This is a genomic window from Mycobacterium colombiense, assembly GCF_001665835.1.
Classification (GTDB): domain Bacteria; phylum Actinomycetota; class Actinomycetes; order Mycobacteriales; family Mycobacteriaceae; genus Mycobacterium; species Mycobacterium colombiense_A.
This window is the reverse complement of record NZ_LZSX01000081.1, coordinates 38,451-54,845: the sequence shown is the minus strand read 5'-3', so window position 1 is coordinate 54,845 and position 16,395 is coordinate 38,451. Positions and strand designations below refer to the sequence as shown.

The window sequence follows — 16,395 nt, the reverse complement described above, 5'->3', positions numbered from 1 at the left end:
TTATAGGAGTTCAGCCTTGGTGACTACGGCAACCGCCAAATCCGGCAACCCCTACCTCGAGGACTTCCTGGCGCCGGTGAGCGCGGAAGTCACCGCGCACGATCTGCGCGTCACCGGTCGCATTCCCGAACACCTCGACGGCCGCTACCTGCGCAACGGGCCCAACCCGGTCGCCGAGGTGGACCCGGCCGTCTACCACTGGTTCAGCGGCGACGGCATGGTGCACGGGGTGGCGCTGCGCGACGGGCAGGCCCGCTGGTACCGCAACCGCTGGGTGCGCACCGCGCACGTCTGCAGGGCATTGGGCCGGCCGGCGCCCCGCGGGCTGAACCCCCGCGCCGGGATGCTCTCCGCCGGCCCGAACACCAATGTGCTGAGCCATGCCGGGCAAACGCTGGCGCTCGTCGAGGGGGGCGGGGCGAATTACCGGCTGACCGACGAGCTGGACACCGAGGGGCCGTGCGATTTCGACGGCACCCTGTTCGGGGGCTATACCGCCCATCCGCACCGCGATCCCCGCACCGGCGAATTGCACGCGGTGTCCTACGCGTTCACCCGCGGGCGGACCGTGCAGTACTCGGTGATCGACACCGCCGGCCGTGCCCGTCGCACCGTCGACATCGAGGTCGGCGGGTCGCCGATGATGCACGACTTCTCGCTGACCGACAAATACGTGGTGATCTACGACCTGCCGGTGACGTTCGATCCCGTGCAGGTGATGCCGACGAACGTGCCGCGTTGGTTGGGTTTGCCGGCCCGGCTCGTGATGCAGTCATTGCTCGGACGCGTCCGGATCCCCGGTCCGGTGACCACGATGATCAACCGCAATCGCGAGCCGATCAATCGGATGCCCTACCGGTGGAATCCGGACTACCAGGCGCGCATCGGCGTCATGCCGCGCGAGGGCGGCAACAAAGACATCCGCTGGTTCGACATCGAACCCTGCTACGTCTACCACCCGCTCAACGCCTACACCGAGATGCGCGGTGGCGCTGAGGTTTTGGTGCTCGATGTGGTCCGCTACTCGCGGATGTTCGACCACGACCTGCGCGGCCCCGGCGACAGCCGGCCGACGCTGGACCGCTGGACAGTCAACCTCGCGACCGGGGCGGTGACCAGCGAACGCCACGACGATCGCCCGCAGGAGTTTCCGCGCATCAACGAGGGCCTGCTGGGCGGGCGGCACCGATTCGGCTACACCATCGGCACCGACGGCGGCTACCTGTCGAACGGGGCGTCCGAGATGTCCACCGCGCTCTACAAGCACGACTATGCGACCGGATCGAGTACGGCCGCTGCCCTCGATGCCGGCCTTTTACTCGGCGAGATGTCCTTTGTGCCGAACCCCGGCGCCCGCGCCGAAGACGACGGCATCCTGATGGGCTTCGGCTATCACCGCGACCACGATGAGGGCCAGTTGCTCTTGCTGGACGCGCAGACGCTCGAGCGGGTGGCCACGGTCCACCTGCCGCAGCGGGTGCCCATGGGCTTCCACGGCAACTGGGCGCCCACTGGCTAACGCTCGGCTAACACGTGCGTCAAATAAGTTGTGCCCTGCGGGCTTCCGGCTGATCTCAGGACCGTCAATATTTCCCCGCTGTCGCCCGCATCCCTGCTGCCGTGTGGCAGGCGTGCGCTACAGTGACTCATGCCACATAAAAGGGCAGGTGGCGGGCACAAGTTTCGACGGAAGGATTTCCCATGGGCGTCGCTATCGAGGTGAATGGACTTACGAAGTCCTTCGGCTCCTCGAGGATTTGGGAAGACGTGACACTGGAAATCCCCGCCGGGGAGGTCAGCGTCCTGCTGGGGCCGTCGGGTACCGGCAAATCGGTTTTCCTGAAGTCCTTGATCGGTCTGTTGCGGCCCGAGCGCGGCTCGGTCGTCATCGACGGCACCGACATCCTGCAGTGCTCGGCCAAGGAGCTCTACGAGATCCGCACGCTGTTCGGCGTGATGTTCCAGGACGGTGCCCTGTTCGGTTCGATGAACCTGTTCGACAACGCGGCGTTCCCGCTGCGCGAGCACACCAAGAAGAAGGAAGGCGAGATCCGTGACATCGTCATGGAGAAGCTGACCCTGGTCGGTCTCGGTGGCGACGAGAAGAAGTTCCCCGGCGAGATTTCCGGTGGTATGCGCAAGCGCGCCAGCCTGGCCCGTGCCCTGGTGATGGACCCGCAGATCATCCTCTGCGACGAGCCCGACTCCGGTCTGGACCCGGTCCGTACCGCGTACCTGAGCCAGTTGATCCTCGACATCAACGCCCAGATCGACGCCACGGTGCTGATCGTTACCCACAACATCAACATCGCCCGCACCGTGCCGGACAACATGGGCATGCTGTTCCGTCGCAAGCTGGTCATGTTCGGCCCGCGCGAGGTGCTGCTGACCAGCGAGGAGCCGGTCGTGCGGCAGTTCCTCAACGGCCGCCGGATCGGGCCGATCGGGATGTCCGAGGAAAAGGACGAGGCGACCATGGCCGAAGAGCAGGCCATGATCGACGCCGGTCACCACGCCGGCGGTGTCGAGGAGATCGAGGGGGTGCCGCCCCAGATCGTCGCGACGCCCGGGATGCCCGAGCGCAAGGCGGTCGCCCGCCGCCAGGCCCGGGTGCGCGAGATCCTGCACACCCTGCCCAAGAACGCTCAGGCCGCCATCCTCGACGACCTGGAGGGCACGCATAAATTCCGCGCGCACGAGTTCGGCGACTAGGGCGCGATGCCCGTCGTGTTTCGCGATAACTCCGCGTAACACGACGGCCCGCCCTCTTGACGGCGGGCCGTAAACGGGCCAGTCTGTTGGGCAGCATGTATCCAGCGGAGAGTCGAAACGCCAGCCAGCGCCGATGTCCCTGGACTGCTGATGTTGGGAAGTTGAGGAATGCGCCGTCCTGCGCTATTGTTGGACGTTGCGCTGGCTACCTCCTGCCCACCTCACCCGCCACCTGACACCGTGGTCTAAGCCTGAGCCCCCTCAAGCGGCTTAGTTCTAGTTGCGCGTGAGATCCGGACAGATCGTTCGCCGGCCGAACCGACACAATTCGCGGCGAGCTGGCCGGTGGTCCCGGCCTTCGTGAGTCGCACGAGGTGCTGGAAGGATGCATCTTGGCAGATTTCCGCCAGAGCAAGACGGATCGCCCACAAAGTTCCTCTAACGGAAGTTCCTCAAACGGCTCCGTGCCTGGAGCGCCCAACCGAGTTTCCTTCGCCAAGCTCCGCGAACCGCTCGAGGTTCCGGGTCTGCTTGACGTGCAGATCGACTCCTTCGAGTGGTTGATCGGCGCGCCGCGGTGGCGTGAGGCCGCCGCCGCTCGCGGGGACGTGACTCCGGTGGGTGGCCTGGAAGAGGTGCTCTACGAGCTCTCGCCGATCGAGGACTTTTCCGGCTCGATGTCGCTGTCGTTCTCCGACCCGCGTTTCGACGAGGTCAAGGCGCCGGTCGACGAGTGCAAAGACAAGGACATGACGTACGCGGCCCCGCTGTTCGTCACGGCCGAGTTCATCAACAACAACACCGGCGAGATCAAGAGCCAGACGGTCTTCATGGGTGACTTCCCGATGATGACCGAAAAGGGCACCTTCATCATCAACGGGACCGAGCGTGTGGTGGTCAGCCAGCTGGTCCGCTCGCCGGGCGTGTACTTCGACGAGTCGATCGACAAGTCGACCGAGAAGCTGTTGCACAGCGTCAAGGTGATCCCGAGCCGTGGTGCGTGGCTGGAGTTCGACGTCGACAAGCGCGACACCGTCGGCGTCCGTATCGACCGCAAGCGCCGCCAGCCGGTCACCGTGCTGCTCAAGGCGCTGGGCTGGACGAACGAGCAGATCACCGAGCGGTTCGGTTTCTCCGAGATCATGATGTCGACGCTGGAGAAGGACAACACCGCCGGCACCGACGAGGCGCTGCTGGACATCTACCGCAAGCTGCGTCCGGGCGAGCCGCCGACCAAGGAGTCCGCGCAGACCCTGCTGGAGAACCTGTTCTTCAAGGAGAAGCGCTACGACCTGGCCCGGGTGGGCCGCTACAAGGTCAACAAGAAGCTCGGCCTCAACGTCGGCGAGCCGATCACGTCGTCGACGCTGACCGAGGAAGACGTCGTCGCCACCATCGAGTACCTGGTACGCCTGCACGAGGGCCAGGCCACGATGACCGTCCCCGGCGGCACCGAGGTGCCGGTGGAGACCGACGACATCGACCACTTCGGCAACCGCCGGCTGCGCACCGTGGGCGAACTGATCCAGAACCAGATCCGGGTCGGCATGTCGCGCATGGAGCGCGTGGTCCGGGAGCGGATGACAACGCAGGACGTCGAGGCCATCACGCCGCAGACCCTGATCAACATCCGGCCGGTCGTCGCCGCGATCAAGGAGTTCTTCGGCACCAGCCAGCTGTCGCAGTTCATGGACCAGAACAACCCGCTGTCCGGGCTGACCCACAAGCGTCGCCTGTCGGCGCTGGGCCCCGGCGGTCTGTCCCGTGAGCGCGCGGGTCTGGAGGTCCGTGACGTCCACCCGTCGCACTACGGCCGCATGTGCCCGATCGAGACCCCGGAGGGTCCGAACATCGGTCTGATCGGTTCGCTGTCGGTGTACGCCCGGGTCAACCCGTTCGGCTTCATCGAGACGCCGTACCGCAAGGTCGTCGACGGTGTGGTCTCCGACGAGATCCACTACCTGACCGCCGACGAGGAGGACCGCCACGTCGTGGCGCAGGCCAACTCGCCGATCGACGACAAGGGCCGGTTCGAGGAGACCCGCGTCCTGGTCCGCCGGAAGGCGGGCGAGGTCGAGTACGTGCCCTCGTCCGAGGTGGACTACATGGACGTGTCGCCGCGCCAGATGGTGTCGGTGGCCACGGCCATGATCCCGTTCCTCGAGCACGACGACGCCAACCGTGCCCTGATGGGTGCCAACATGCAGCGCCAGGCGGTTCCGCTGGTGCGCAGCGAGGCGCCGCTGGTGGGTACCGGCATGGAGCTGCGCGCGGCGATCGACGCCGGCGACGTGGTCGTGGCCGACAAGGCCGGGGTGATCGAGGAGGTCTCCGCCGACTACATCACCGTGATGGCCGACGACGGCACCCGGCACACCTACCGGATGCGCAAGTTCGAGCGGTCCAACCACGGCACCTGCGCCAACCCGTCGCCGATCGTCGACGCGGGGGAGCGGGTTGAGGCCGGCCAGGTCATCGCCGACGGTCCCTGCACCGAGAACGGTGAGATGGCGCTGGGCAAGAACCTGCTCGTGGCGATCATGCCGTGGGAAGGCCACAACTACGAGGACGCGATCATCCTCTCCAACCGGCTGGTTGAGGAGGACGTGCTCACCTCGATCCACATCGAGGAGCACGAGATCGACGCCCGCGACACCAAGCTGGGCGCCGAGGAGATCACCCGGGACATCCCGAACGTCTCCGACGAGGTGCTGGCCGACCTGGACGAGCGCGGCATCGTGCGCATCGGTGCCGAGGTCCGCGACGGCGACATCCTGGTCGGCAAGGTCACCCCGAAGGGTGAGACCGAGCTGACCCCGGAGGAGCGGCTGCTGCGTGCGATCTTCGGCGAGAAGGCCCGCGAGGTCCGCGACACCTCCCTGAAGGTGCCGCACGGCGAGTCCGGCAAGGTCATCGGCATCCGGGTGTTCTCCCGCGAGGACGATGACGAGCTGCCGGCCGGTGTCAACGAGCTGGTGCGCGTCTACGTGGCCCAGAAGCGCAAGATCTCCGACGGCGACAAGCTCGCCGGACGCCACGGCAACAAGGGCGTCATCGGCAAGATCCTGCCGCAGGAGGACATGCCGTTCCTGCCGGACGGCACTCCGGTGGACATCATCCTGAACACGCACGGTGTGCCGCGACGGATGAACATCGGTCAGATCCTGGAGACCCACCTCGGGTGGGTGGCCAAGTCCGGCTGGAACATCGACGGTTCGCCCGAGTGGGCGGTCAACCTGCCCGAGCAGCTGCGGCACGCGCAGCCGGATCAGATCGTGTCGACGCCGGTGTTCGATGGCGCCAAGGAGGAGGAGCTGCAGGGCATGCTGTCCTGCACGCTGCCCAACCGCGACGGTGAGGTCATGGTCAACGGCGACGGCAAGGCGGTGCTGTTCGACGGCCGCAGCGGCGAGCCGTTCCCGTACCCGGTGACCGTCGGCTACATGTACATCATGAAACTGCACCACCTGGTGGACGACAAGATCCACGCCCGCTCCACCGGCCCGTACTCGATGATCACGCAGCAGCCGCTGGGTGGCAAGGCGCAGTTCGGTGGCCAGCGCTTCGGTGAGATGGAGTGCTGGGCCATGCAGGCCTACGGTGCGGCGTACACGCTGCAGGAGCTGTTGACCATCAAGTCCGACGACACCGTCGGCCGGGTCAAGGTGTACGAGGCGATCGTCAAGGGCGAGAACATCCCGGAGCCGGGCATTCCCGAGTCCTTCAAGGTGTTGCTCAAGGAACTGCAGTCGCTCTGCCTCAACGTCGAGGTGCTCTCCTCGGACGGTGCGGCGATCGAACTGCGCGAAGGCGAGGACGAGGACCTCGAGCGGGCGGCGGCGAACCTGGGAATCAACCTGTCCCGCAACGAATCTGCGTCTGTTGAGGACCTGGCTTAGCGGAAGCGAAGCCAGCCCTCTTATTGGTAACTAAACCCGCAAGGGGAAAGGGAGTTACGTGCTCGACGTCAACTTCTTCGATGAACTCCGTATCGGCCTGGCCACCGCGGAGGACATCAGGCAATGGTCTTACGGCGAGGTCAAGAAGCCGGAGACGATCAACTACCGCACGCTGAAGCCGGAGAAGGACGGGCTGTTCTGCGAGAAGATCTTCGGACCGACTCGCGACTGGGAGTGCTACTGCGGCAAGTACAAGCGTGTCCGGTTCAAGGGCATCATCTGTGAGCGCTGCGGCGTCGAGGTGACCCGCGCCAAGGTGCGTCGCGAGCGGATGGGTCACATCGAGCTGGCCGCGCCCGTCACGCACATCTGGTACTTCAAGGGTGTGCCGTCGCGGCTGGGCTACCTGCTCGACCTGGCGCCGAAGGATCTCGAGAAGATCATCTACTTCGCCGCCTACGTCATCACCTCGGTCGACGACGAGATGCGCCACAACGAGCTCTCGACGCTCGAGGCCGAAATGATGGTGGAGCGCAAGGCCATTGAGGACCAGCGCGACGCCGACCTGGAGGCCCGCGCCCAGAAGCTCGAGGCCGACCTGGCCGAGCTGGAGGCCGAGGGTGCCAAGGCCGACGCGCGCCGCAAGGTCCGCGACGGCGGCGAGCGCGAGATGCGTCAGCTGCGCGACCGGGCCCAGCGCGAGCTGGACCGGCTCGAGGAGATCTGGACGACCTTCACCAAGCTGGCCCCCAAGCAGCTGATCGTCGACGAGAACCTCTACCGCGAGCTGATCGACCGCTTCGGTGAGTACTTCACCGGTGCCATGGGTGCGGAGTCGATCCAGAAGCTGATCGAGAACTTCGACATCGACGCCGAGGCCGAGATCCTGCGTGACGTCATCCGGAACGGCAAGGGGCAGAAGAAGCTTCGCGCCCTCAAGCGGCTCAAGGTGGTCGCCGCCTTCCAGCAGTCGGGTAACTCCCCGATGGGCATGGTGCTCGACGCCGTCCCGGTGATCCCGCCGGAACTGCGCCCGATGGTGCAGCTCGACGGTGGCCGGTTCGCCACGTCGGACCTGAACGACCTGTACCGCCGCGTGATCAACCGGAACAACCGCCTCAAGAGGCTGATCGACCTCGGCGCGCCCGAGATCATCGTCAACAACGAGAAGCGGATGCTGCAGGAGTCGGTGGACGCGCTGTTCGACAACGGCCGTCGCGGCCGCCCGGTCACCGGGCCGGGTAACCGCCCGCTGAAGTCGCTTTCCGATCTGCTCAAGGGTAAGCAGGGCCGGTTCCGCCAGAACCTGCTCGGTAAGCGCGTCGACTACTCGGGCCGTTCGGTCATCGTGGTCGGCCCGCAGCTCAAGCTGCACCAGTGCGGTCTGCCCAAGCTGATGGCGCTGGAGCTGTTCAAGCCGTTCGTGATGAAGCGGCTGGTCGACCTCAACCACGCGCAGAACATCAAGAGCGCCAAGCGCATGGTGGAGCGCCAGCGTCCCCAGGTGTGGGATGTCCTCGAAGAGGTCATCGCCGAGCACCCGGTGCTGCTGAACCGTGCACCCACCCTGCACCGGTTGGGTATCCAGGCCTTCGAGCCAATGCTGGTGGAAGGCAAGGCGATCCAGCTGCACCCGCTGGTGTGTGAGGCGTTCAACGCCGACTTCGACGGTGACCAGATGGCGGTGCACCTGCCGCTGAGCGCCGAGGCGCAGGCCGAGGCACGCATCCTGATGCTGTCGAGTAACAACATCCTGTCGCCCGCGTCGGGCCGACCGCTGGCCATGCCCCGTCTGGACATGGTGACCGGTCTGTACTTCCTGACCACCGAGGTCGACGGCGACAAGGGCGAATTCAAGGCGGCCGCCAAGGACGAGCCCGAGGTCGGGGTGTACTCCTCGCCGGCCGAGGCGATCATGGCGTCCGACCGTGGCGTGCTGTCGGTGCGGGCCAAGATCAAGGTGCGACTGACCCAGCTGCGTCCGCCCACCGAGATCGAGGCCGAGCTGTTCGGCGCCAACGGCTGGCAGCCGGGCGATGCCTGGCTGGCCGAGACCACTTTGGGCCGTGTGCTTTTCAACGAACTGCTGCCGGTGGGCTACCCGTTCGTGAACAAGCAGATGCACAAGAAGGTGCAGGCGTCGATCATCAACGATCTGGCCGAGCGCTACCCGATGATCGTGGTCGCGCAGACCGTGGACAAGCTCAAGGACGCCGGTTTCTACTGGGCGACCCGCAGTGGTGTCACCGTCTCGATGGCCGACGTGCTCGTCCCGCCGCGCAAGAAGGAGATCCTCGACCAGTACGAGGAGCGGGCCGAGAAGGTCGAAAAGCAGTTCCAGCGTGGTGCTTTGAACCACGACGAGCGCAACGAGGCGCTGGTGGAGATCTGGAAGGAAGCCACCGACGAGGTCGGTCAGGCGCTGCGGGAGCACTACCCGGCCGACAACCCGATCATCACGATCGTCGACTCGGGCGCCACGGGTAACTTCACCCAGACGCGAACGCTGGCCGGCATGAAGGGTCTGGTGACCAACCCGAAGGGTGAGTTCATCCCGCGTCCGGTCAAGTCGTCCTTCCGTGAGGGCCTGACCGTGCTGGAGTACTTCATCAACACCCACGGCGCTCGAAAGGGCCTGGCGGACACCGCGTTGCGTACCGCCGACTCCGGTTACCTGACCCGTCGTCTGGTGGACGTCAGCCAGGACGTCATCGTCCGCGAGCACGACTGCGAGACCGAGCGCGGCATCATCGTCGAGCTGGCCGAGCGTCAGCCCGACGGCACCCTGATCCGCGACCCGTACATCGAAACCTCGGCGTACGCACGGACTCTGGGCGCCGACGCGGTCGACGAGGCCGGCAACGTCGTCGTGGCGCGTGGTGAAGACCTGGGCGACCCGTCGATCGAAGCCCTACTGGCGGCGGGCATCACGCAGATCAAGGTGCGCTCCGTGCTGACGTGCACCACCGGTACCGGTGTGTGCGCGACCTGTTACGGGCGGTCGATGGCCACCGGAAAGCTGGTCGACATCGGCGAGGCCGTCGGTATCGTCGCGGCCCAGTCCATCGGTGAGCCCGGCACCCAGCTGACCATGCGTACCTTCCACCAGGGTGGTGTCGGTGAGGACATCACCGGCGGTCTGCCCCGTGTGCAGGAACTGTTCGAGGCCCGCATCCCGCGCGGTAAGGCGCCGATCGCCGACGTCACCGGGCGGGTTCGTCTCGAGGACGGTGAGCGCTTCTACAAGATCACCATCGTTCCCGACGACGGCAGCGAAGAGGTCGTGTACGACAAGCTCTCCAAGCGGCAGCGGCTGCGTGTGTTCAAGCACGAAGACGGTTCCGAGCGCGTGCTGTCCGACGGCGACCACGTCGAGGTGGGCCAGCAGCTGATGGAAGGCTCGGCCGACCCGCACGAGGTGCTGCGCGTGCAGGGCCCCCGCGAGGTGCAGATCCACCTGGTCCGCGAGGTCCAGGAGGTCTACCGCGCTCAGGGTGTGTCGATTCACGACAAGCACATCGAGGTGATCGTTCGCCAGATGCTGCGCCGCGTCACCATCATCGACTCGGGTTCTACGGAGTTCCTGCCCGGCTCGCTGATCGACCGTGCCGACTTCGAGGCGGAGAACCGCCGGGTGGTGGCCGAGGGCGGCGAGCCCGCGGCCGGCCGTCCGGTGCTGATGGGTATCACGAAGGCGTCGCTGGCCACCGACTCGTGGCTGAGTGCGGCGTCGTTCCAGGAGACCACGCGTGTGCTGACCGATGCGGCGATCAACTGCCGCAGCGACAAGTTGCAGGGTCTGAAGGAGAACGTGATCATCGGAAAGCTGATCCCGGCCGGTACCGGTATCAACCGGTACCGCAACATCCAGGTGCAGCCGACCGAGGAGGCCCGGGCCGCCGCGTACACGATCCCGTCCTACGAGGATCAGTACTACAGCCCGGACTTCGGCCAGGCCACCGGTGCCGCGGTGCCGCTGGACGACTACGGCTACAGCGACTACCGCTAAGTCGACAACGAAAAAGCCCCGGGTTCGCCCGGGGCTTTTTCGTTTGCGCGGGGCCGTCGCGGCCGTCGGAGGCCGTCACTAGACTGGCCGACGTGCTCATCGGTTCACACGTCCGCAACGACGACCCGCTGGCCGCCGCGCAAGCCGATGGCGCCGACGCGGTGCAGTTCTTCCTCAGCAACCCGCAGAGCTGGAAGAAACCGAAACCCCGTGACGACGCCGAGGCGCTCAAAGCGTCGACCGTGCCGCTTTACGTCCATGCGCCGTACCTCATCAACGTCGCATCGGCGAACAACCGCATCCGGATCCCGTCGCGCAAAATCCTGCAGGACACCTGCGACGCGGCCTCTGAAATCAACGCGACGGCGGTCATCGTGCATGGCGGCCACGCCGATGACGACGACATGGAAGCCGGCTTCGAGCGGTGGGTCAAGGCGCTGGACTACCTGGAAACGGATGTTCAGGTGTATCTCGAAAATACCGCCGGCGGCGATCACGCAATGGCCCGTCATTTCGACACCATCGGCAGACTGTGGGATCACATCGGCGACAAGGGAATTGGGTTCTGCCTGGATACCTGTCACGCCTGGGCGGCCGGTGAGGCCCTGATCGATGCGGTCGACAGGATCAGGGCCCTGACCGGACGCATCGACCTGGTGCACTGCAACGACTCGAGGGACGCGGCAGGCTCCGGTGCCGACCGGCACGCCAACTTCGGCACCGGCCAGATCGACCCGGACCTGCTCGTCGCCGTGGTCAAGACCGCCGACGCGCCGGTGATCTGCGAGACCGCGGACGAGGGCCGCAAGGACGACATCGCGTTCCTGCGGGAGCACACCGAGAGCTGACCGCCCGGCCCGGCTGTTACACCTCTTGTGCAACTGTCGAGAAAATGTAACATGGTGGCATGTCGGACACCCATGTCGTCACCAACCAGGTCCCGCCCCTGGAAAACCACAACCCCGCCGGCTCCGCGGTGCTCATCGAGGCCCTGATCCGCGAGGGCGGGCAGTGGGGCCTGGACGAGGTGAACGAGGTGGGCGCGCTGTCGGCCACCCACCAGGCGCAGCGGTGGGGCGAGCTCGCCGACCGCAACCGGCCCGTCCTGCACACCCACGACCGCAACGGTCACCGCGTCGACGAGGTCGAATACGACCCCGCCTATCACGAACTGATGCGCGCTGCGGTCGCCCACGGCATGCACGCCGCGCCCTGGGCCGACGAACGCCCGGGTTCCCACGTCGTCCGCGCCGCCAAAACGTCGGTGTGGACGGTCGAGCCGGGCCACATCTGCCCGATCTCGATGACGTACGCCGTCGTTCCGGCGCTGCGCTTCAACCCCGAGCTGGCCAAGGTGTACGAGCCGCTGCTGACCAGCCGCGAATACGACCCCGAGCTCAGGGTGGCCACCACCAAGCCGGGCATCACCGCGGGCATGTCGATGACCGAGAAGCAGGGCGGCTCCGACGTGCGCGCCGGCACCACCGAGGCGACCCCCAACGCCGACGGCACCTATCGCCTGACCGGTCACAAGTGGTTCACCTCGGCGCCGATGTGCGACATCTTCCTGGTGCTGGCGCAGGCGCCGGGCGGGCTGTCCTGCTTCATGCTGCCCAGGGTCCTGCCCGACGGCGCCCGCAACCGAATGTTCCTGCAGCGCCTCAAGGACAAGCTCGGCAACCACGCCAACGCGTCCAGTGAGGTCGAATACGACGGCGCGATCGCGTGGCTGGTGGGGGAGGAAGGGCGCGGCGTGCCCACCATCATCGAGATGGTCAACCTCACCCGGCTGGATTGCACGCTGGGCAGCGCCACCAGCATGCGCACCGGTCTTACCCGGGCGATCTACCACGCCCAGCACCGAAAGGCCTTCGGCGCCTACCTGATCGACCAACCGCTGATGCGCAACGTGCTGGCCGACCTGGCCGTCGAGGCGGAGGCGGCCACCATGGTCGCGATGCGGATGGCCGGCGCCACCGACAAGGCCGTGCGCGGCGACCAGCGGGAAGCGCTGCTGCGCCGCATCGGCCTGGCGGCCAGCAAGTACTGGGTGTGCAAGCGCGCCACGCCGCACGCCGCCGAGGCGCTGGAATGCCTGGGCGGCAACGGCTATGTCGAGGACTCCGGCATGCCGCGGCTGTACCGCGAGGCGCCGCTGATGGGCATCTGGGAGGGCTCGGGCAACGTCAGCGCGCTGGACACGTTGCGCGCCATGGCAACTCGTCCCGAGTGCGTCGAGGTGCTGTTCGACGAGCTCGCCGACGGCGCGGGTCAGGACCCGCGCCTGGCCAACCACGTTGCGCGGCTGCGCGATCAGCTGGGCGACCTGGAGACCATTCAGTACCGCGGCCGCAAGGTGGCCGAAGACATCTGCCTGGCGCTGCAGGGCTCGCTGCTGGTGCGGCACGGCCACCCGGCCGTCGCCGAGGCATTCCTCACCACCCGCCTCGACCGCCGGTGGGGCGGTGCCTTCGGCACCATGCCCGACGGGCTCGACCTCGCACCGATCCTGGAGCGGGCGCTGGTAAAGGGCTGAGCCACAATATGACTCACGCGATCAGGCCGGTCGACTTCGACAACCTCAAAACGATGACCTACGAGGTCACCGATCGGGTCGCGCGCATCACGTTCAACCGGCCGGACAAGGGCAACGCGATCGTCGCGGACACCCCGCTGGAACTCTCGGCGTTGGTGGAGCGCGCCGACCTCGACCCGAACGTGCACGTCATCTTGGTGTCCGGTCGCGGCGAGGGCTTCTGCGCGGGCTTCGACCTGAGTGCCTACGCCGATCGCACCGGCTCGGCCGGCGGCACCGGCGCGTACCAGGGCACCGTGCTGGACGGAAAGACCCAGGCGGTCAACCATTTGGCCGATCAGCCGTGGGATCCGATGATCGACTATCAGATGATGAGTCGCTTCGTGCGGGGCTTCTCCAGCCTGATGCACGCCGACAAGCCGACGGTGGTCAAGATCCACGGCTATTGCGTGGCCGGCGGCACCGACATCGCGCTGCACGCCGACCAGGTGGTCGCCGCCGCCGACGCCAAGATCGGCTATCCGCCGACCCGGGTGTGGGGCGTCCCGGCGGCCGGCCTGTGGGCGCACCGCCTCGGCGATCAGCGCGCGAAAAGACTGTTGTTCACCGGTGATTGCATCACCGGGGCGCAGGCCGCCGAGTGGGGTTGGGCGGTCGAGGCGCCGGATCCGGCGGACCTCGACGAACGCACCGAGCGGCTGGTCGAGCGGATCGCCGCGGTGCCGGTCAACCAGCTGATCATGGTCAAGCTCGCGCTGAATTCCGCTCTGCTGCAACAGGGGGTGGCGACCAGCCGGATGGTCAGCACGGTGTTCGACGGTGTCGCCCGGCATACGCCCGAGGGGCACGCCTTCGTCGCGGACGCCGTCGAGCACGGATTCCGCGAGGCGGTGCGGCACCGCGACGAACCGTTCGGCGACCACGGCCGCCGCGCGTCCGGAGTGTAGCCATGCCGGACATGACAGCGCGGTCGGTGGTGCTCAGCGTGCTGCTCGGCGCCCACCCCGCGCACGCCCGGGCCAGCGAACTGGTCAGGCTCACCTCGGATTTCGGCATCAAGGAGTCGACGCTGCGGGTGGCGCTGACCCGCATGGTCGGTGCCGGCGACCTGATCCGCTCCGCCGACGGCTACCGGCTCTCCGATCGCCTGCTGACCCGGCAGAAGCGCCAGGACGACGCCATCGACCCGAGGGTGCAGCCCTGGAGCGGCGAGTGGGTCACGCTGATCGTGACCAGCGTCGGAAATGACGCGCGCACCCGCGCGACGCTGCGAACCACCTTGCACGACAAGCGCTTCGGTGAGCTCCGCGAAGGGGTGTGGATGCGGCCCGACAACATCGAGGCGGAGCCCGGCCCCGAGATCACCGCCCAGGCGAGGGTGCTGCGGGCACGCGACGACGACCCCGCCGAGCTGGCCGCGCAGCTGTGGGACCTGCCCGCCTGGGCCCAGACCGGCCATCAGCTGCTCGACGAGATGGCCGCCGCGCCAGACATTCCCGGCCGTTTTCTGGTGGCCGCGGCGACGGTGCGCCACCTGCTGACCGACCCCGTGCTGCCCGACGAGCTGCTGCCGGCCGACTGGCCCGGCGCCCGGTTGCGGGCGGCCTACCACGACTTTGCCGCTGAGCTGCTGCGGCGGCGCGAACCACTATTTGCGGAGGCGACATGAGTGAACCGGTGCGGATCGAGCGCAACGGCCCGGTGACCACGGTGATCATCAACCGGCCGGCGGCCCGCAACGCGGTCAACGGACCGACGGCCGCCGCGCTGTATTCGGCTTTCGAGGAGTTCGACCGCGACGACACCGCGTCGGTGGCCGTGCTGTGGGGCGACAACGGAACCTTCTGCGCCGGAGCCGATTTGAAGGCCTTCGGCACACCCGACGCCAACGCCGTGCACCGCACCGGCCCGGGCCCGATGGGCCCGACGCGGATGGTGCTGTCCAAGCCCGTCATCGCCGCGGTCAGCGGCTACGCCGTCGCCGGTGGCCTGGAACTGGCCATCTGGTGTGACCTGCGGGTGGCCGAGGAGGACGCCGCGTTCGGCGTGTTCTGCCGGCGCTGGGGCGTCCCCCTGATCGACGGCGGCACCGTCCGGCTGCCCCGGCTGATCGGGCACAGCCGCGCGATGGACATGATTCTCACCGGCCGCGCGGTGGCCGCCGACGAAGCCCTGGCCATCGGATTGGCGAATCGGGTTGTGCCCAAGGGGCAGTCGCGCCAGGCCGCCGAGGAATTGGCGGCGCAGCTGGCGGCGCTGCCGCAGCAGTGCCTGCGCTCCGACCGGCTCTCGGCGCTAAACCAGTGGGGCGCAACCGAATCCGACGCGATCGACTTCGAATTCGCCAGCATCTCGCGGGTGGCCGCGGAGGCGAACGAAGGGGCGGGGCGCTTCGCGGCGGGCGCGGGACGGCACGGGGCGCCGGCCGGCTAGCCGACGCCCGGCGTCTTACGGTGCGAGCCTCACCCTACCGGGCGGTGTGGGGGGTGACTCCGGATCATCGCCGCCACCGCTTCCACTGCCGGGAGGGCTCCCCGGCGCAGGAGCGGCCGGCGGCTCCTGTTGCGGCCCCTGCTGAGGCGGTGGCGGTTGTTGCCGCGGGGGCGGTATCGCGACCGGCCGGGGTGGCGTCAAGACCTGGGCCGTCGGCGGCGGCGGTGGCGGAAGTTGCGGTGGTTCCGGCTGGGCGGTTTCTCCCAGGGCAAACGGTCCCGACGCGGGCGCAACGTTGGTCACCTGCAAGGCGGCGTGGTGCGTGTTCGACGTGGCGGCCCGCGACGGTTCGTCCGATCCGGGCGCGGGATTCGCCATGGCCGAGATGGAAGCGATCTTCGCTTGGTTGTTCGGACAGTAGGCCTCGACCGCGGCAGAGATGAATCGGGCAACGGTGCGCATGACACGGTCGGGAGGGTAGGGGCCGCCGCCCGAATTGGCATTGAACGCCCGTTCTTTCATGTCGTCGACTACCCCGTTCACCGGCATGCCGCCATCGAGTTGGCGACAAATCCTGTGGGCGGTGGAGATGAGGCTCGGCACGTTCTCGAGCGCTGGGATTTCCTTCTGGTCGAGCAGCGCCACAAACTGGTCGTCGGGGTTGGGGTCGGCCGCCGCCGCGCCGTGGGGCAGCATGACGACACCGGTCAATACCACGATGGCCGTAACCAGCGCCCTGGCGTGGTTAGTGCTGAACATGGCTGGATTCCGTTCTACCGGAACGATCATATGCCCCGGCCCTGCAC

At 67.2% G+C, this 16,395-nt stretch carries 10 protein-coding genes; 9 read left to right on the top strand and 1 reads right to left on the bottom strand.

Annotation, left to right across the window (positions count from 1 at the left end; all coding sequences use genetic code 11):
* Positions 1-16: 16 nt before the first annotated feature.
* The 9 genes from A5760_RS19855 (at position 17) to A5760_RS19815 (ending at position 15,589) form a co-directional block, all read left to right on the top strand.
* Positions 17-1,519 (top strand): carotenoid oxygenase family protein, encoded by a 1,503-nt coding sequence (locus A5760_RS19855; RefSeq protein ID WP_064883894.1) that lies wholly within the window; start codon positions 17-19, stop codon positions 1,517-1,519.
* Positions 1,520-1,701: 182 nt separating this feature from the next.
* Positions 1,702-2,712 (top strand): ABC transporter ATP-binding protein, encoded by a 1,011-nt coding sequence (locus tag A5760_RS19850; protein ID WP_064883892.1) that lies wholly within the window; start codon positions 1,702-1,704, stop codon positions 2,710-2,712.
* Between the two features lie 392 nt (positions 2,713-3,104).
* The gene (locus A5760_RS19845) at positions 3,105-6,611 is read left to right on the top strand and encodes a DNA-directed RNA polymerase subunit beta (RefSeq protein WP_155764390.1); all 3,507 of its coding nucleotides are present in this window, start codon (positions 3,105-3,107) and stop codon (positions 6,609-6,611) included.
* Between the two features lie 58 nt (positions 6,612-6,669).
* Entirely contained in the window at positions 6,670-10,620 is a 3,951-nt protein-coding gene (locus tag A5760_RS19840; protein WP_064883887.1) for a DNA-directed RNA polymerase subunit beta', read from the top strand.
* A 92-nt stretch (positions 10,621-10,712) separates the two neighbouring features.
* Entirely contained in the window at positions 10,713-11,468 is a 756-nt protein-coding gene (locus A5760_RS19835; RefSeq protein WP_064883885.1) for a deoxyribonuclease IV, read from the top strand.
* Positions 11,469-11,527: 59 nt separating this feature from the next.
* A complete protein-coding gene (locus A5760_RS19830) occupies positions 11,528-13,156 on the top strand; it encodes an acyl-CoA dehydrogenase family protein (protein WP_064883883.1) in 1,629 nt (542 codons plus the stop codon).
* Between the two features lie 8 nt (positions 13,157-13,164).
* Positions 13,165-14,103 carry a crotonase/enoyl-CoA hydratase family protein gene (locus A5760_RS19825; RefSeq protein ID WP_064883881.1) on the top strand — a complete coding sequence of 313 codons (939 nt, stop codon included), beginning with the start codon at positions 13,165-13,167 and terminating at the stop codon, positions 14,101-14,103.
* A gap of 2 nt (positions 14,104-14,105) precedes the next feature.
* Positions 14,106-14,825, top strand: a complete 720-nt coding sequence (locus A5760_RS19820) for a PaaX family transcriptional regulator C-terminal domain-containing protein (protein WP_064883879.1) — start codon at positions 14,106-14,108, stop codon at positions 14,823-14,825.
* Entirely contained in the window at positions 14,822-15,589 is a 768-nt protein-coding gene (locus A5760_RS19815; protein WP_064883877.1) for a crotonase/enoyl-CoA hydratase family protein, read from the top strand. The genes A5760_RS19820 and A5760_RS19815 overlap by 4 nt, the downstream gene beginning before the upstream one ends.
* Positions 15,590-15,604: 15 nt before the next feature.
* On the opposite strand, the gene A5760_RS19810 is transcribed toward A5760_RS19815, so the two are convergent.
* Complete coding sequence (locus A5760_RS19810; protein WP_064883875.1) at positions 15,605-16,348, bottom strand: DUF732 domain-containing protein; 744 nt, start codon at positions 16,346-16,348, stop codon at positions 15,605-15,607.
* Positions 16,349-16,395 lie beyond the last annotated feature (47 nt).